The organism is Mucilaginibacter sp., from assembly GCF_965225845.1.
In the GTDB taxonomy this organism is placed as follows: domain Bacteria; phylum Bacteroidota; class Bacteroidia; order Sphingobacteriales; family Sphingobacteriaceae; genus Mucilaginibacter.
The window spans coordinates 66361-83359 of record NZ_CBDDBL010000001.1 but is presented as its reverse complement, the minus strand read 5'-3'; the positions used below and the strand labels follow the sequence as shown (position 1 = coordinate 83359).

Here is a 16999-nt window from a genome sequence, read left to right as displayed (position 1 = left end):
AACGATAGATAGTTGTTCGTTTTAGGATTAAAAGGTGTAAAAAGGTTATTTTAAGACAAAAATTTGATTTTTTTTACTGAGAAATGCCAGATATTTATAAACTTTAAGTAAAAAAGCCCGGTGTTTTTATGAAACACCGGGCTTTTTTTGTTGTGATTTATTTATGGTTGCCCGCTTCCGCCAGCTGATCCATATACCTGGCCTGTAGCATAACTGGCATCTTTAGCAGCAAGCTGAACATAAATAGATGCCAACTCGGCGGGCTGTCCCGGTCTGCCCATTGGCGTTTGGCCACCAAACATCTTTAATTTATCTTGCGAAGCACCGCCGCTTACCTGTAATGGGGTCCATATTGGTCCCGGGGCAACACCGTTTACCCTTATACCTTTAGGTCCCAGTTGTTTGGCTAATGATTTAACATAATTCATGGTAGCAGCCTTTGTTTGCGCGTAATCATACAAATCCGGTGTAGGGTCATACGCTTGCTCAGACGTGGTTCCAATAATAGTAGAACCAGGCTTTAAGTGAGGCAAAGCTGCTTTTATAATCCAGAAAGGTGCATATATATTGGTTTTCATGGTCCAGTCAAATTGTTCGCTGGATATATCCAATATGGACGAATGCGACTGCTGCCTGCCTGCATTGCTCACTAAAATATCAAGCCCGCCAAGCTTATCTACTGCTTCAGCTACCAGGTGCTTGCAAAATTCTTCATCGCGTAAATCACCCGGGATAGCAACGGCGTTTCGTCCTTCCGCCCTAATCAAGGCTATTACTTCCTGGGCATCGGGTTCTTCGGTAGGGTAATAGTTTATTGCCACGTCTGCACCTTCACGGGCATAGGCAATAGCCGCGGCGCGCCCCATGCCAGAATCGCCGCCTGTTATTAAAGCCTTACGGCCTTTTAAGCGGCCAGAGCCTTTATAACTTGTTTCACCGTGATCGGGTCTAGGATCCATTTGGCTGGCTAAGCCTGGCCATGGCTGTGATTGGCCGTTAAATGGTGGTTTTGGGTATTTGGTGGTTGGATCTTGAATAACTTCTTCAATTTTAGTGCTATTCAAATCATTTTTTTCTGCGGTACTGTTGTCATAATTCATGGTGGTATTAATTTAATTTCATCCTTGTTAATAACGGGATATTATGCAATAGGTTTGCCTGTATTCATCTTTTGGGAAATTTATTTTCTTTTTTAGAAATTTTTATTATGTTTGACTATGGCTTTAAATATTTTTTATTTATTTAAAACTATATAACCATTATTTTCGATATATACCGAACCTTGAAAAACAACCGGGCCGGATATTACAATAAAATTATACCTCATTTTTTGAAAACTATATTTATAAGTTTTCGTAAAAGCATACTGTGATTTACAACGAAACAACTAATAACGAACCATTTAAGTTTAAAGGCATTGCCAAACGAACAAGCCAGTTAAGCTTTATTACCCTTTTGGTAAGTATAGGCATTGCAGCTTATTACCTTTCTTTAGGGCTTACTGTTTCGTCAGTTATGGTGGGTTGTTTCAGTATTGCGGTTTTAATTATCCTGTTAATCCAGTTAACGCATGTAATTGACAACGTTCAGCCATTGATGGTAACATCTATATGCATTCTTTTAGTAGTAAGTTCATTTGTTGAAGGATCAAACACAGGTCAGTATTTCTATTTTTTTCCTGTTATCGTAGTGATACCCATTGTAGTAAATTACAAGGAGTCGTCATATATTGAACTCGGTTCGTATTTTTTATTGGGCCTGGGCTCTTTCTTTATAAATTTTTATGTAGGGCATAATATAAAACCAATTGAGCAAATACCTGCAGATGTTGCCCACAGAATGTTATTCACTAATGCAAGCTGTGCTATTTTACTTACGCTTTGTTTTGCCCTCGCTTATATTTATTACGAGCGCAAATATATAATGGCCTTGATTGCAGAGAAAAACAGGGCTATTGCTGAACGCACCAAGTTTTTATCGACTATGGGTCATGAGCTGAGAACGCCGCTTAATGGTATTATTGGCGCTGTAAATATTTTTACTGATGATCATCCCGAATACACCACCAATGAGTATTTCCAGATATTAAAATACTGCTCAAACCATATGCAGCAATTGGTTAATGATATACTTGATTTTAATAAAATAGAGGCCGGGAAACTTAACATCCATCCGATTGAGATAAACTTAAAAGAGTTGTTAATTAACTCAACACTTCCGTTTTATAACAATATTGAACAAAAAAACCTGCAGCTAAAAGTGGAAATAGACCCGCAGCTTGATGCGGTTGTAATGGCAGATGACGTGCGCATCATCCAGGTTATAAATAACCTGCTATCAAATGCTTTAAAGTTTACAGATGAAGGGCATATCCGTTTAAACGTAACATGCAAGCATTCAACACCATTAACATTAATAGCGAATTTTATTGTTGAGGATACCGGTATTGGCATTGATAAAGCAGACCAGCAGCGAATATTTGATGGGTTTGAGCAGGTATACAGCGAGAATACACGTAAATATGCCGGTACAGGTTTAGGCTTAAATATTTGCCTTCGCCTATTAAGCCTGATGAATGGCAGCCTTACCTTAACCAGCGAAAAGGGTAAGGGAAGTACTTTTGAGTTTACATTAACGTTTAACCGGGCCCAAAAATCAGCTGATAAAGTTGTACGCAGCTATAATGAAAGTGAAGGCTTAGCCGGGCTTAATATACTGGTTGTTGAGGATAACCAAATAAACATGACGATAGCGCGTAAAATGCTCACCGGTTATAAGGCTGCTTGTATACCGGCCTATAACGGAAAAGAAGCGCTGGAAATATTAGCGCAAGATGCTAATTTCAATATTATATTGCTTGACCTGGAAATGCCGGTAATGAATGGGCACGAGGCTATCGGGCAGCTTAAAAAGCTGTATCCAACTATACCTGTTATTGCATTTACAGCATCATTAATTGATGCAGAAATGCTGGAAAGCCTGGTAAAAGAAGGTTTTGAAGATTGTATCAGTAAGCCATTTCACCCTAAGCAATTATTTTCCCAGGTTAAAAAATACGCTCTACAGGCCCAGGGAGTTAAGAGCCCTGATCAGCACGTTTCGCTGCGCTAAAATCAAATTTCAACCACCAATTTTCCTTTACTTTGGTTGCTCTCCATATAAGTATGTGCCTGAACTATATCATCAAGTTTAAACACTTTATCAATTACTATATTAATACTTCCGTTAGCAACTGCATCTATAAAATCCTGTAACAGGGCTTTATCTAAATTGCCGGCCTCACCCATATAAACGGTCAACCTGCCCATCGATGGTATGTCGCCCATTGGGGTAAACTCTTTCATAGTCCATTTGCCGCCTAAAATTCCTGTCATGCATACGGTGCCTTTTGGGCGAATACATTTCAGTGAATCTTTTAAGCTTGCAATGCCAATTAACTCTAAAACTTTATCTACCCCATCGGGAAAAATCGCTTTTAGTTTTGAACTTACTTCGCCATCATCAATCAAAACATGATCAGCGCCGTTATCTTTCAGGTGCTGTTCTTTATCTGCATTACGGGTAGTTGCAATTACGGTTAAACCATAATGTTTAGCTAACTGGCAAGCCAGCATACCAATGGATGATGTTCCGCCGCGGATAAGCAATGTTTCACCTTTTTGAACTTCCAGGGCTTGGTTTAAAGAGCCGGATACCGTTTGAAACATTTCAGGAATTGCGCCTAAAGTTGCCCATGGCAAATCACTTTCAAACGGGAAAATTATAGTTAGCGGTATTGCTGCATACTCTGCATATCCACCATCAAAATTGCGGCCCATACCGCCCATTAACGCAGCAACCTTTTGGCCCTTTTTATACGTGCCTGATGAATCTTTCTCAATTTCGCCAACGCATTCTATCCCTTGTATCCTTGGGAATTGCACATCCGGCGAATGGCCCTGCCGGGTAAACATCTCCGAGCGGTTAAGCCCGAAAGCCTTAACTTTTATCAATACCCAGCCGTCTTTTAAGGATGGAATGGGTTTATCCTGTATTTGTATAACTTTGGGCTCGCCTGCTTGTGTTGTAACTGCTGCTTTCATCTAAAATTTATTGTTTAATAACGATACAAAGATGTAGTATATACACATCAGCAACCTATAAGATATCTTAAGAAATACCTTTAATATAGTTTAATTTTAAAGGATAATTTTAAAATGCCTCGTTCAAATTAAGGAAGAAACCTTTGTTGCCAAACTTACCGAAAGCATAATCAAGTGCTAAATTTGTGCGTGTTGCTTTGTTAAACAATACCCGTAATCCTGCACCATAACCCGGCTGAAATTGCTGGAAAATCTTGTCGCCATGTTCATCATTAACGGTTTGTAAATTGCCAAAAAGAACGCCGCTTATAAACTTATTAGCTAATATCGGGAAACGGTATTCAGCCTCGGTATCATTATACTCAGTGCCTTTAAAATATTGAGCCGTATAACCCCTGCCGCTCCTATATGTGCCATCTTTAGCGGTTCCGGGCAGTTCAAGATAAGGTACATTGCCACTTACCAGGTACGATCCCCAGTTCCAGAATGCTAAAACTTCCTCGGGGTAAGTGTCCGATAAGCTAAAATATTTTCTAAAATCGCTATTTACCTGTACCGCGTTTTTGGTACTACCGATCCAGGTTTGATTAATACGAACGCCAACATCGGCATAAATACCTTTATAGGCCCGGTTAGGGTTATCGCGGGTTACGTACTCTGCATCAAAAAGAAAACCATCGGACGAATAGTGATTCTGCGGAAAACCATGCTGATTATTATATACGCTTATAGGAGTAGCATTGTTAACGGTATCTTTGCTGGTAATATCCCTTCGCACAGCAAAATCAAGACCGGCACCTAAAAATAAATCCTTCGCGACTTCTTTATATACCTTTTCTTTCAGGTCGAAATAATAAGAGTGAATAGAATATGGTTGACGAGTAGGATCAGCCAATATTTTATCTGCCGCATTAGAACCTGTGTACGGCAAACCTATGCCCAAGCCATAATCAGGCAATACGGATTTAGATACTGAAATATTGCCCTGTATATTATATTTATTGCCCGGCGTAAAAATATTATGATTAAGGTAAAAATTGATGATTCCCTTGGTTGTAACAGCAGCCGATGTCGCTGCGACAGACAAATAGGTTATTGAGTCGTTGGCCAGCCTTTTACCTGCAACCGCTTTAATACCAAGCTGCTCGCCAATGGTAGGGTTTGCAGATACGTTGGGAACCACAATAATACCCGAACGTTTTTTTAAGGTATCAGCTTTTTTATGCGGATGAAGAAGGTTTCGGGTTAAATCGCCAAAATCATACTGTTTGTTAATATCATAAGATACGTTTTTCTTTCTGATAGCTTTGCTGTGCGCCGAGTCAATTTTAGCCGAATCAACACTTGCGCGCACTTGGGCGTAGGTTAAACCGCAAATAAAAACTAATAAAATTGATAGTAAAAATTTCCTGAAGTTCAAATCTGTTGTATTAAGTTAAAGTACTTTAACCTACGAACTTATCAAATGTTTTAACTTATTAACAACCTTTGATTATAACGAAGTTAGCGTGGCGCAATAATGATTTGTATTAACTGCTTTAAATTATTTGTTTTTTTTAAGCGTTATTAGCTTTTTGTTCCGGATGACCAATGCTATGTGGCGGTAACAGGTTGGCGAACGTAAGTTAAAAGATGAGCTTTATGCTTATGTTGGTAAACTTTCTGATCCTGAGCTTTTTGCTTAATGTTATTTTTAACGCATTTTGTGTTACTCGTTTTTGGCTACAATGACAGTTGATTTGGCTAATTGTGTTTCCGCTTTTCAAAACAAAAACAAGCCTTTCGCCGCTGGGGTTCAGGAATTAAAGATGATTTACATACTATTTGATATTTACGGGCAGTTCTATCCACGCCAGGCCAATATCGCGACCCATGTGGCTAGTGCTTGTGCCTGTAACTCCATCGTACAATAACGCCAGCTTTTTACCAACTTTTATTACTGCAGGCATGCCGATGGTGCCTTTTGCCCAGCTACAGTTGGTTGTATCCAGCACAATGGCTTTATCTTGCTCATTCCAGTTATAAATATCTTTGGTCCAGTATACCCAAATCGCATCCGTATATTCTCCATTCTCTTTAGTTATACCAATATGATTTGTGAATAAATACCAGATCTGAGTTTTTTTATCGTAATACAATGATGAGTTCTCAACCTGTTCAGTAGGTGGAAAAAGCGGTTTAGGATCGATGGTCCAGGTAGAGTCGAGGTTTTTTGTGCGTGCTAAGCCAAGTGTTCTCCAGGTATGGATACTATCCTGCGATGCGCCGCTAAAGAACTGTAAAAATTCACCTTTCTTTTTAATTATGAACCCCGGACTCGAGGTTATGGTATAAAAACTTTTTTCGTGAACTTTAAATGGATGAACATTGTATTGTTTTACCCATGGACCTTCAACTGATTTTGATTGAGCTTTCATGGTTAGGTAGGGGAAGCCCGGGATACGATCGGGCGCGGGAGTGGTATGCGGCGTGCCTAAATAAAACATATGCCATACCCCTTTACTTTTTATGATCCAGGGCGATGACGCGCTTTTATAATCGCTGTGGGTTGAATCGCCCAGTTTTAAAATCGCGCCCTTTTTTTGCCAGTGAATTAGATCGGTGCTTACAGCCAAACAACTTTGCCAGCCATATTTTCCGGCTCCGTCATAAAAAAGATAATATTTATGCCTAACCTTAACTACATTGGCTTCGCGTGCGCCATAAGTATCGCAACTATCGGGTCCGTTGCCATGTTTTAAAACTATCCCTGCATCTTTGCAATTGATCCTTAAGGTAGCGGTAGGCCTGCCATCCAGGTATTTAAATTGTTGGGCAGATATTTTAGGCGATATCATCTGGCAAAAAATAACCAGGGCCAATGCGGCGATATATAACGTTTTCATTCAGTAGCCAATATTCTATTTTTTATTTGAATTTGCTAAATTAATTTAGGTAACATCTAAGTTATAATAGCATATGCTGCTTTGTAGTAAGCTAAAAAGCTGCGTAGAATATATTATATTACAACACCTTAATAATTAGCTATAGGCATCAATGGCAGAAAAAGTAAGAAGGATAAAGTTAAAAAAGGTTTTAGGCCTTGCATTCGGAATATCGATAATTGTTGGCAGTACCATTGGTGCCGGTATTTTGCGTACACCCGGCGCTATTGCTGCGCTGTTACCCGATAAATTTTTAATCCTTTCCTGCTGGCTTTTAACAGGGTTATATATTTTACTTTGTGCAAGCTCCTATGCCGAATTAACTACTATGATGCCCAAGGCAGGTGGCGCTTTTAATTATATAAAAAGAGCCTTTGGTAATTATGCCGGTTTCACAACCGGCTGGTTTGATTTTATACTGAACATTGGTGCGCCATCATTTTTCTGTATTGTTTTGGGTGAATATACAGCCTTGTTTTTTCCTGCGTTGAAGGGCTATGACAAAGCTGTAGGGATTGCCTATTTAACCGTATTTACCTTACTTAATTTACCGGGAATCAGAAGTGGCAGTAACGCCCAAAAAATAACCAGCGTTTTAAAGGTTGTATTATTGCTGATACTTGTAATTGGTTGTTTTATTGCAAAGCCGCAACATCAGGTATTGTCAGCCCCGCAAGTTTTGGTATTAAACGGGGCATTAATAATTGCTTTTTTTAAAGCGATGCAACTAATTTTAACCACTTACGATGGCTGGATGGCAGTATCATTTTTTGCGGAGGAAGATGAAAGCCCCGGCAAAAATATTCCCCGCTCTTATTTTATTGGCGCCTTAACTATTATTGGCCTTTACCTGTTAATTAACGCGGCTGTTTTGTATGTGATGCCTGTTAGTACAATTGCCCAATCGCCTTTGGCGGCGTCCGCGGCGGCGGCGATTGCGTTTGGTAGCTGGGGTTCAATGCTGATCAACGTCATGTCTGTATTTATTATCATCAGTATATTAAATGCTTATATGATGATACCGCCACGCATACTTTTTGGTTTGAGCAGGGCCGGTTTTTTTGTTAAGCAAGCTGCGCAAACAAATGAGGGAGGAACGCCCTATATATCTTTACTGGTTTGTTATGCGTTAACCATCATTTTTATCATGTTTAATACTTATGAGCAATTGTTTGCCTTGGCTGCAGTGATGTTAACAGTTGTTACCGCCTTCTCATTTGCGTCTCTTTTACAATTACGCAGAAAAAAGCCTGAGCTTCATCGCCCATATAAAGCCTGGGGATATCCTTATGTTACCATTCTTGCACTTAGCGTTACGCTGGTGTTGTTTATTGGTTTTTCAATAAGTGATACCCGAAGCTTTATTATTGTTGCTGCTCTTTTTCTTTTATCATATCCTTTATACCGGCTGGTTACCCGAAAGGTGACCGAATAAGATTATAAAAAAAACATCCGAAAGTGGCTTTTTGCAAAAGTAGAGGGGACACGCAACCGGTCGACTTTTATCACTGATATAGCGTTAATTATAAACGCCAAAGATATAATTGATAAAATTAATGAGATTTAACCTTATTTGCAGATGGAGTATCACAATCGAACATCGTATTCCGTTTTTAGGCCTTAGATGAGTTAAAATTTATAAATAATGAAATATTGTGAAATCTCGTCTTTAAGCTATTTGTTTTTTACTTAACTCTTCTCAAATCTCCCGGTCTTTTTATTCAAAACTATCTTATACAGTATCAGCTCCAAAACATTTCCTACTTCACTTGCATCTGCTATAAACCCATGTGAAGGTTGGGCGTTTTTACCTTTCATGAGTGGCATTACTTTATTGATGATCTTTTGCATGGCATGTTCTCGTTCCAGCATATCGGTTATTTCTTTAAAGCTGCCCCAGCAAATTACGCTTTTCCAATTTTGCAGATCGATAATCGCATCCGCCTGAAAGCAAACCTCATTATTTTTGCGCATCATATCTATTTTCATGCCCTTTGCCGAATGCGCGTATATGTTTATACCATCGTAAGCATAATTAACCGGTACAACATAGGTTAACCCATCGGTATTGCAGCCGATGCGCCCAACTGGTAGCTCTTGTAGCAGATCCTCAATCTGCACTGCATTTAATTCCCCTAACATGTTTTCAAATCTCTGCAATTCAAACCCGGAATAAATGACGATCAGCATGATAAATAGTGACATTTATCATTCCCTGGTAGTGCAGCTATAAGCAATTTTGTATCACCATGAAAACATTCCTGTTCCCCACCGATTTTTCAGCCGATTCAAAGCATGTATTGGCGTATGGCTATAGCCTTGCCAGGCAAGTGAAAGCCAATGTGATAATTTGCAACGCAATTATTGAGCCGGCCGAGATCCCGCAGACAGGTATGGTAAGCTGGCCGATGGAGGAATCGGGTTTACTGCTAAAGGATAGCAAGCATGAGCTGGATATTTTAAAAGAATATCTTGAAGACAAGGAAGAAACCATCAGTTTTAATCCCACTATCAGTTGCATAAGCGAAGCCGGGGAAGTAACTGATATAATTAATGATGTGAGCCACAATCATGGTGTTAGCCTGGTGATTGCCGGTACACACGGCAACAGTGGCTTAGGCACTTTGCTATTAGGCAATCATGCGGTTAAGATAATTGATTTTGTAAAGAAGCCTTTACTGCTAATTCCGCCATCTGCTAAAATCCTGCCGATAAAGAAAATTGCTTTCGCAACGGATATTAAAAACCCTGAGCATGACCTGGAATGCCTATTAACATTAATTACCATTGCCCGGCCAATTAACGCAGAAATTCTGATCACACATATAGTTGACGAAGGTGTAAATGATCCTAAATTTCAACATCCGGTTGATCAATTTTTGATTAATGTAAGTGACAAGCTAAATTATCCGCACATTTACTACCGTGCAGTTACTTCGCAACATACTATTAAAGGATTGGATTGGCTGTGCGATCACGGCACCATTGATATAATGGCCATGGTTCATCGTTCGCATAGCTTTTTTGATGAGCTTTTTAATGGGAGCCATACCCAAAAAATGGCTAAGCATATTGCTATTCCACTACTTGTATTTCCTTCAAATTAAGCTATCATGAAAAATCAAAATGCAACAAACCCTTACCGTAATATTTATTTGGTTGGTGGCGGCATAGCCTCATTGGCCAGTGCTGCTTACTTTATCAGGGATGGCAAAATTCCTGGTGAGCAAATCACCGTTTTTGAGGAATCGCTATTGATGGGTGGCAGTTTGGATGGTTCAGGATGTCCTGAGGACGGTTATGTTTTGCGTGGCGGGAGAATGCTTAACTTTAGCTATGTATGCACTTATGATCTTTTCTCGTTTATTCCGTCACTCAATAACCCGGCTATAACGGTTCATGATGAGATTGTCGCTTTCAATCAAAATATAAAAACGCATGCCAATGCCCGGGTAATTTCTAACGGGCTTAAGGTTGATGTCACCTCGATGGATTTTAGCTACAAGGATAGGCTCGACCTGATTGAGATGATGGCCAGTAGCGAAGAAAACCTGGGTCCAAAACAAATAAACGAATGGTTTGATCCGCGATTTTTCGAAACTAATTTCTGGTACATGTGGGATACCATGTTCGCTTTTCAGCCATGGCATAGCGCGGTGGAATTTAAGCGTTACCTGCACCGTTTTATCCACGAGTTTGAACGGATAAATACCCTTGCCGGGGTTGACCGTACGCCTTTTAATCAATATGATTCATTGGTAAGACCGCTAATTAAATGGTTAAAAGAACAAGGCGTTAAATTTGAGATGGGAGCAGAGGTTACCAAATTAGATTTCAGGCGGTTGGATGATAAGGAAAGGGTTGAGCGTATCCACTACAAACAAAACAGCGTCAAAAAAGAGACTGAACTCAATACACATGACTTAGTATTGGTAACCATTGGCTCCATGACTGCTGATTCCAGTTTAGGATCGATGCATACGCCGCCGGATGTGATTTTAAATAAAGCAGGTGGCAGTTGGAAATTATGGCACAGCATTGCCGAACGCAATCCGCAATTTGGCAACCCAGCAGTGTTCGACAGCCACGTTGAGCAATCCAAATGGGAATCATTTACCGTAACCTGCCAGGGAACTGACTTTTTCGACCTGATGGAAGAGTTCACAGGCAATGTTGCAGGTACGGGCGGGTTAGTGACCTTTAAGGACTCTAATTGGTTAATTTCTGTTGTATTACCTCATCAGCCGCATTTTATCGGTCAGCCTAATGATGTAACTGTTTTTTGGGGTTATGGCTTGTTCCCAAACCGTGAAGGGAACTTTGTAAGGAAAAGTATGAAAGATTGTAGCGGCGCCGAGATCATGACGGAGTTATTATCGCATCTGCATTTTAATGATATGACGAATCAGCTATTAAAAACCAGCAATTGCATACCTTGCATGCTGCCCTATATAACCAGTCAGTTTTTAGTAAGAAAAAAAGGCGACCGTCCTTTGGTAGTTCCCGATATATCGCATAACCTGGCATTTATTGGGCAGTTTGTAGAGGTGCCGGATGATGTTGTATTTACTGTTGAGTATTCAGTTAGAACGGCGCAAACTGCTGTATACACTTTATTAGGATTAGATAAAGAACCAACCCCAATCTACAAAGGTGGCCATAATTTAAGCGTTTTGTTCGATGCCGCTAAAACGCTATTGACCTAAAATTTAGTTAAGTATGTTAAGGCACCTGGGCACTAAACGAACCTATGCGCATAACGTAAAATTAGCATCGCTGCTTTGTGTAACGGCGGGCTTTGTAAATGCGGCCGGCTTTTTAGGCTTTTCGGTATTAACTACCAATGTAACCGGGCATGCTGCGCTTTTTGCGGAAAGAATTGCTATGCAGGATTGGAAAACAGCGAGGGTAGTAGCCCTATGGATGTTTCTTTTTTTAGCTGGAGCGTTTGTATCCAGCTTAATAATCTCATTTATCGGGCGAAATCAGCGCTTTTCATATGTTATCCCTATAATAATAGAAATGGCAATATTACTTGGTGTAGCCATATGGGGCTACCGGTATGACCAGAGTTTGGTTGATAAGGAGATTTTTGCAGGAAGTTTGTTATTTGCCATGGGTTTACAAAACTCCTTGGTTGCAATTGTCTCAGGTTCTGTTGTGCGTACTACCCACCTTACCGGCACATTTACCGATCTTGGGATAGAACTGGCTCAGATACTTCGAGAAAAGGGCGAGGACCGGCAGGCTTTAAAGTCGAGGATAAAACTGAGGCTGATCATCATATCATTTTTTATGGCCGGGGCTTTATCAGGCGCTTACCTGTTCAAAATATTAAGCTTTCATGCTTTTTTAATTCCGCTTTCCATTCTTGTTTTTACTTTAATAGCAGATGTTTACAGGATAAGTGTTAAACGATATTATCGCAATCATAACCCATTCAATTAGTGTTCATAATCATTTTTGGAATGATAGTCATCATTTTATAGCAGCCTCATTTCCTTGAAATTTGTAGTACAAAAACTAAAAAAATCAAAATGGAAACTGCAATAAACAAATCAATCGTAATTGAAGATCACAACTGGTTAACCGTTAAGGAAACCCATATATGGGCAAACTTTATGGCAATATTAGACAGGCAGGCCGAACATAAAACTATCTGGTTCTTGTTTTCCTTAATATTTCAGGGCGTGCTTTTTTTGCCAATACCTGCAGTATTAATGTATTATTACAATGCATCTATCATTGTATTGCCAATAACCTTTGGCTTGTACCTATCTAATATTATTGTGGGTATGGGCGGGTACGGTATACGCGTAGTGATCGGGTTTTTTATGTTTACCGCGTTGGTGAATCTAAGCATGCTGGCAATTTATATTCTTTAATACCCTTACATAAAAAAAGCTCTTGGATAATATTATCCAGGAGCTTTTTGCTGCTTTTCTATTTCTTGCAGGCCTTAGCGCATATACATGCCTTGCCTACGCATTTGTTCAATTCCCACAAATCCAGGTTCCTGATGGTTTGTTGGGCTATGCCGAGCTCGTTTGGGGCATTAGCCAATTTAATTCCGTGGATACCTGCCGCGTTTTTATCAATATTCGCAGCAAGTGCGGACCGGGTGGTGATATAATTAACGCCTAATTCTGCCAGCTTATTGATAACTGCTGCCGAAACATCATCGGCGGCAGATACGATGACGGCCTGTTTATCCGTGGCAAAGATCGCCGTCTCTAAACTCAGCGAATTAAAGATCAATGTAATATCATGTTTTTTTTGATTGGCCTTGGCCAGGTGTTCCCTTTCAAAAGGTTTTACACTATAAGCTACTACTTTCATTTTGCAATAGTAGTGCTACAGACATTCCCTTGCCATGAGCATAGTCAAACCGAAAAATGATGTTTGTCAGTTTTTCATTTTGGTTAGTTTATTAACGCCGATTATGTTGCGCACTACGCTTTGAAACTGGCGCAGAAGATTGAAGCCAACCTGCTGTTGTGTAATGTTTATGAAGTGCCTGCCGATGAAAAAAATACCGATCGCAAGGCTTGGCCGATGCGTGCTTGCGAGGAAAATAGCATAAATGACCTGAGCGATTTGGCTATGCGTTTAAAAGCGGAATTAGATAAGGAAGATGATATTAACTTTAAACCCGACATTCAGCAGTGTAGTGAAGAAGGCCTGGTTGGCGATAGGTTGAATGATTTGGCAGCAAATCATGAAGTGCTTTTAGAATTGATCAGCATGCACAGTGCCAATAACCTTACTAACTTTTTAAAAACCAATAATGCCTGGAATATTATTGAAAATGCAACCTTCCCGGTGATGGTTATTCCTTACCAGGTTAGGTTTAAGGATTATAAACTTATAGCCTTTGCAACCGCAATCAATGATAATAATGACGTGAATATTTTAGAATCATTGTCTGGTTTGGCGAAATATACCGATTCCCAGATAATGCTTACCCATATTTCCAACGAAAATTCGGATGACTATAAAGAAGAAACTATGATCAAACAATTTTTTAGTCAAATCCCTTCAAAAAATAATTATACCAAAATCATTTATCACAACATAAAAAGCGATAATGTAACGGTGAGCTTAAAATGGCTCAGCGTCCATACTGATATAGACCTGTTGGTTTTAGTACACCAAAAACGCAGCCTTTTTCAAAAAGTGTTTAACCGGAGTGTAACCCAAAAACTGGCAGAATACCCGGGTAAGCCGTTACTCATTTTTCCTTGCGCATCGGTTAACGAAACGCTTACTGTTTTTTAGAACGACAGATCTATTTATCAAATGCCCATCCTTATGATATGAGGATGGGCATTTTTTTAACTGTAAGCCAGGGCAATTATCATTAAACGTAATTTATTGATTTGTATCATCTTTTCAGTTAATCCTTATCACTAATTACCCGTGGTATCAGCAATACATTTGACCTAAACAAATACATACCATGAAAAAATTAAAACGATCATTTGCCGCTATCAAGCTAATCATAGCCGCAATCATTTTCTTAGCCGTTCCGCAATTAGTAACGGCACAAGCAACGTACAAACTGGCAATAAGCCCGGATGTAACTATTAAGGTTTTAGGTTCATCAAATGTGCACGATTGGGTAATGACCTCAACCGCCATGGAAAGCCAGGGCGATTTTATAATAGATGGTGATAAACTACGAAGCTTACACAGATTTACTTTTCGCCTGGCAGTAAAAAGCCTCCATAGCGAACACGCTTCTATGAATGACAGGACTTATAAATCGGTTAACGCCAGCAAATATCCAAGCATCAGCTATAAGCTTACTTCCGCTATAGTTACTGCAACTGCACCTGGTAAATACCTGATCGCAACCAAAGGCGACTTAACTATCGCAGGTGCGACACAGCCTATCAGCATGGATGTTACCGCGATAGTTGGTGCAGACCATGTAATAACCTGTATAGGTGAAAAGAAGATCCAGCTTACAGACTACGGTATTAAACCACCCACATTTATGCTGGGTACTATGAAGGTTACCAATGACCTTACTATCCAGTTTAACCTGATTTATAAAAAATAACCATGAAAGCTATATATCTATTATTAGCCGCAGCATTATTGCCTTTAAGCCTTAAGGCCCAGGAAATGCAATTCTTTCGCCCCAATAATCAACTGGGCGTTAACATGTTCGAAACCTCTAAAATTGATACGGTTCCATTTAAAGCTATGAAGGTAAAAGTGGGAGGAAATTTCGAGATGGCTTTCCAGGCACTTAGAAATTTCAATACCGCGATACCCGAAACTAAAACCGGTTTTACCGGCAATGTGAATAGTCTTGAAAAATTAACCAATGGCTTCGACCTGCCAATGGCCAATCTGAATGTTGACGCGCAATTGGAAGATGGTATTCGCATGAACATTACCATGTATTTAGCATCCCGTCATCATGAAGATACCTGGGTAAAAGGTGGTTATATCCAGTTTGATAAACTACTGTTCCTTAAAAGTGATATCATTAATATGCTGATGAAAAACATCACCATTAAAGTAGGGCAGTTTGATGTGGATTATGGCGACCAGCATTTCCGTAGGTCGGATGGGGGCAACACCATTTATAATCCTTTTGTAGAGAACTATATTATGGATGAATTTGCTACCGAGATTGGTGCCGAGGTTTATATCCATACCAATAGCGGCTTTTTTGTAATGGGTGGCATGACTAACGGCGAACTGGATGCAACAGTTGTTGCAGGTACTAAAATTGATTCTGCAACCCATCAGCCTAACCAATTCGACCCGGCCTTCCACGGAAAAATAGGATTTGACAAACAGGTGAACAAAGATTTCAGGGTGAGGATTACCGGTTCTGGTTATATTGTACATAGTGCTAACAGCAGCACGCTTTTTGGCGGCGACCGTACCGGATCGCATTACTTTAATGTGATGGAAAATCAAAATGTAGCCAATGGTACCACACTATCCGACGAGAATGATTACAGTCCGTTTTCTGGTCGTTTAAACCCTGGGTTCAGCGAGGAAGTAAATACGGTAATGGGAAACCTATTCCTTAAATATAAAGGATTAGAGTTTTTCGGAACAGCCGAAGATGCGAAAGGCCGCGCTATTACAGAAGTTAACGAGCGCAAGGCAACACAATATGCAGCAGATCTGATCTATCGTTTCCCGCAGGGTAAGGAAAATTTTTGGGTTGGTTTCAGATACAATACTGTAACTGCTCTATTACAAGGCTATACCTCGAACATTACCATTGATCGCGAAGCGGGTTCATTAGGTTGGTTCATCACTAAAAATATACTGGCTAAGGCCGAATATGTGAACCAATCTTACGAGGGTTACCCGGCAGCCAATATTTTGAATGGCGGTAATTTCCATGGTGCAGTATTAGAGGCCTCTATCGGATTTTAATCATGTACAGCAAGACAATGATCATAATCGCTTTAATAAGTATTCTTGCAAGGCCCCAAGCCAAATGGCTCATCAGCGAAAGCAGCAGTCTTAGCGTTAACGGCAGTACTAACGTGAGTAAGTTCTCCTGCGATATCGCGAGTTGCGACCAGGCAGATACCTTAACGGTTTGGCATGGCGAAAATGGTATCAACCTTACCGGCAGCATTGACCCGGCAGTATTAAGTTTTGATTGCCATAAAGCCATGATGACTCATGTTCTGCGCAAAACATTAAAAGCCAAACAATATCCGAGGCTTCACATTCGCTTTTTGTCTTTGAGCGAATTACCCGAACTTTCTACCAGGCCAACGCCAATTACCGGGCAGGTTGAAATAGAAATCGCAGGTATAAAGAAGCTGTACACAGTAAACTACAGGATCTCTGATACAGCCAAAGTTATCCATTTGGTTGGTTCACAACACCTTAATTTTTCTGATTTCGATCTGGTACCGCCACATAAATTAGGCGGTATGATTAAAACTAAAGACCAATTAACCGTTTCGTTCCACCTTAAAATGAAAAATATATTATGATACCTAA

16 protein-coding genes are annotated in these 16999 nt (G+C 39.9%); 10 read left to right on the top strand and 6 right to left on the bottom strand.

What is annotated here, in order from left to right:
• Window positions 1-161: 161 nt before the first annotated feature.
• Window positions 162-1100: an SDR family oxidoreductase gene (locus tag ACYZ0U_RS00360; RefSeq protein ID WP_461448642.1), complete on the bottom strand. Its 939-nt coding sequence runs from the start codon at window positions 1098-1100 to the stop codon at window positions 162-164.
• Between the two features lie 268 nt (window positions 1101-1368).
• Here ACYZ0U_RS00360 and ACYZ0U_RS00355 point away from each other — a divergent pair, with 268 nt between their 5' ends.
• A complete protein-coding gene (locus tag ACYZ0U_RS00355; RefSeq protein ID WP_461448640.1) occupies window positions 1369-3111 on the top strand; it encodes an ATP-binding response regulator in 1743 nt (580 codons plus the stop codon).
• A gap of 2 nt (window positions 3112-3113) precedes the next feature.
• Here ACYZ0U_RS00355 and ACYZ0U_RS00350 read toward each other — a convergent pair whose 3' ends face one another.
• The 3 genes from ACYZ0U_RS00350 to ACYZ0U_RS00340 all read right to left on the bottom strand — a co-directional run bounded on the left by ACYZ0U_RS00350 (window position 3114) and on the right by ACYZ0U_RS00340 (window position 6967).
• Window positions 3114-4082 carry a zinc-binding alcohol dehydrogenase family protein gene (locus tag ACYZ0U_RS00350; protein ID WP_461448638.1) on the bottom strand — a complete coding sequence of 323 codons (969 nt, stop codon included), beginning with the start codon at window positions 4080-4082 and terminating at the stop codon, window positions 3114-3116.
• Between the two features lie 109 nt (window positions 4083-4191).
• Complete coding sequence (locus ACYZ0U_RS00345; protein ID WP_461448636.1) at window positions 4192-5502, bottom strand: BamA/TamA family outer membrane protein; 1311 nt, start codon at window positions 5500-5502, stop codon at window positions 4192-4194.
• A 400-nt stretch (window positions 5503-5902) separates the two neighbouring features.
• The gene (locus ACYZ0U_RS00340; protein ID WP_461448634.1) at window positions 5903-6967 is read right to left on the bottom strand and encodes a glycoside hydrolase family protein; all 1065 of its coding nucleotides are present in this window, start codon (window positions 6965-6967) and stop codon (window positions 5903-5905) included.
• Window positions 6968-7118: 151 nt separating this feature from the next.
• Here ACYZ0U_RS00340 and ACYZ0U_RS00335 point away from each other — a divergent pair, with 151 nt between their 5' ends.
• The gene (locus ACYZ0U_RS00335; RefSeq protein ID WP_461448632.1) at window positions 7119-8441 is read left to right on the top strand and encodes an APC family permease; all 1323 of its coding nucleotides are present in this window, start codon (window positions 7119-7121) and stop codon (window positions 8439-8441) included.
• 254 nt (window positions 8442-8695) lie between these two features.
• Here ACYZ0U_RS00335 and ACYZ0U_RS00330 read toward each other — a convergent pair whose 3' ends face one another.
• Window positions 8696-9211, bottom strand: a complete 516-nt coding sequence (locus ACYZ0U_RS00330) for a pyridoxamine 5'-phosphate oxidase family protein (protein WP_461448630.1) — start codon at window positions 9209-9211, stop codon at window positions 8696-8698.
• Window positions 9212-9255: 44 nt separating this feature from the next.
• Here ACYZ0U_RS00330 and ACYZ0U_RS00325 point away from each other — a divergent pair, with 44 nt between their 5' ends.
• From ACYZ0U_RS00325 to ACYZ0U_RS00310, 4 genes are all read left to right on the top strand, one after another.
• A complete protein-coding gene (locus tag ACYZ0U_RS00325) occupies window positions 9256-10113 on the top strand; it encodes a universal stress protein (RefSeq protein WP_461448628.1) in 858 nt (285 codons plus the stop codon).
• 6 nt (window positions 10114-10119) lie between these two features.
• On the top strand, window positions 10120-11712 hold the full coding sequence (locus ACYZ0U_RS00320; RefSeq protein WP_461448626.1) for an oleate hydratase: 1593 nt from the start codon (window positions 10120-10122) through the stop codon (window positions 11710-11712).
• 13 nt (window positions 11713-11725) lie between these two features.
• Complete coding sequence (locus tag ACYZ0U_RS00315; protein ID WP_461448624.1) at window positions 11726-12454, top strand: YoaK family protein; 729 nt, start codon at window positions 11726-11728, stop codon at window positions 12452-12454.
• 89 nt (window positions 12455-12543) lie between these two features.
• Window positions 12544-12891, top strand: coding sequence for a hypothetical protein (locus tag ACYZ0U_RS00310; protein ID WP_461448622.1), 348 nt, complete (start codon window positions 12544-12546; stop codon window positions 12889-12891).
• Window positions 12892-12949: 58 nt separating this feature from the next.
• On the opposite strand, the gene ACYZ0U_RS00305 is transcribed toward ACYZ0U_RS00310, so the two are convergent.
• Complete coding sequence (locus ACYZ0U_RS00305; RefSeq protein ID WP_461448620.1) at window positions 12950-13345, bottom strand: lactate dehydrogenase; 396 nt, start codon at window positions 13343-13345, stop codon at window positions 12950-12952.
• 90 nt (window positions 13346-13435) lie between these two features.
• On the opposite strand from ACYZ0U_RS00305, the gene ACYZ0U_RS00300 reads away from it, so the two are divergent.
• The 4 genes from ACYZ0U_RS00300 (at window position 13436) to ACYZ0U_RS00285 (ending at window position 16992) form a co-directional block, all read left to right on the top strand.
• On the top strand, window positions 13436-14284 hold the full coding sequence (locus tag ACYZ0U_RS00300) for a universal stress protein (protein ID WP_461449980.1): 849 nt from the start codon (window positions 13436-13438) through the stop codon (window positions 14282-14284).
• Window positions 14285-14465: 181 nt separating this feature from the next.
• The gene (locus ACYZ0U_RS00295; protein WP_461448618.1) at window positions 14466-15071 is read left to right on the top strand and encodes a YceI family protein; all 606 of its coding nucleotides are present in this window, start codon (window positions 14466-14468) and stop codon (window positions 15069-15071) included.
• Between the two features lie 2 nt (window positions 15072-15073).
• Complete coding sequence (locus ACYZ0U_RS00290) at window positions 15074-16417, top strand: hypothetical protein (protein ID WP_461448616.1); 1344 nt, start codon at window positions 15074-15076, stop codon at window positions 16415-16417.
• A 2-nt stretch (window positions 16418-16419) separates the two neighbouring features.
• Window positions 16420-16992, top strand: a complete 573-nt coding sequence (locus ACYZ0U_RS00285) for a YceI family protein (protein WP_461448614.1) — start codon at window positions 16420-16422, stop codon at window positions 16990-16992.
• Window positions 16993-16999 lie beyond the last annotated feature (7 nt).

Excerpts from the sequence above, each read along its gene's own strand:
- ACYZ0U_RS00360 (WP_461448642.1), bottom strand. The coding sequence starts at position 1,100 with ATGAATTATGACAACAGTACCGCAGAAAAAAATGATTTGAATAGCACT.
- ACYZ0U_RS00350 (WP_461448638.1), bottom strand. The coding sequence starts at position 4,082 with ATGAAAGCAGCAGTTACAACACAAGCAGGCGAGCCCAAAGTTATACAA.
- ACYZ0U_RS00340 (WP_461448634.1), bottom strand. The coding sequence starts at position 6,967 with ATGAAAACGTTATATATCGCCGCATTGGCCCTGGTTATTTTTTGCCAG.
- ACYZ0U_RS00335 (WP_461448632.1), top strand. The coding sequence starts at position 7,119 with ATGGCAGAAAAAGTAAGAAGGATAAAGTTAAAAAAGGTTTTAGGCCTT.
- ACYZ0U_RS00330 (WP_461448630.1), bottom strand. The coding sequence starts at position 9,211 with ATGTCACTATTTATCATGCTGATCGTCATTTATTCCGGGTTTGAATTG.
- ACYZ0U_RS00325 (WP_461448628.1), top strand. The coding sequence starts at position 9,256 with ATGAAAACATTCCTGTTCCCCACCGATTTTTCAGCCGATTCAAAGCAT.
- ACYZ0U_RS00320 (WP_461448626.1), top strand. The coding sequence starts at position 10,120 with ATGAAAAATCAAAATGCAACAAACCCTTACCGTAATATTTATTTGGTT.
- ACYZ0U_RS00315 (WP_461448624.1), top strand. The coding sequence starts at position 11,726 with ATGTTAAGGCACCTGGGCACTAAACGAACCTATGCGCATAACGTAAAA.
- ACYZ0U_RS00310 (WP_461448622.1), top strand. The coding sequence starts at position 12,544 with ATGGAAACTGCAATAAACAAATCAATCGTAATTGAAGATCACAACTGG.
- ACYZ0U_RS00305 (WP_461448620.1), bottom strand. The coding sequence starts at position 13,345 with ATGAAAGTAGTAGCTTATAGTGTAAAACCTTTTGAAAGGGAACACCTG.
- ACYZ0U_RS00295 (WP_461448618.1), top strand. The coding sequence starts at position 14,466 with ATGAAAAAATTAAAACGATCATTTGCCGCTATCAAGCTAATCATAGCC.
- ACYZ0U_RS00290 (WP_461448616.1), top strand. The coding sequence starts at position 15,074 with ATGAAAGCTATATATCTATTATTAGCCGCAGCATTATTGCCTTTAAGC.
- ACYZ0U_RS00285 (WP_461448614.1), top strand. The coding sequence starts at position 16,420 with ATGTACAGCAAGACAATGATCATAATCGCTTTAATAAGTATTCTTGCA.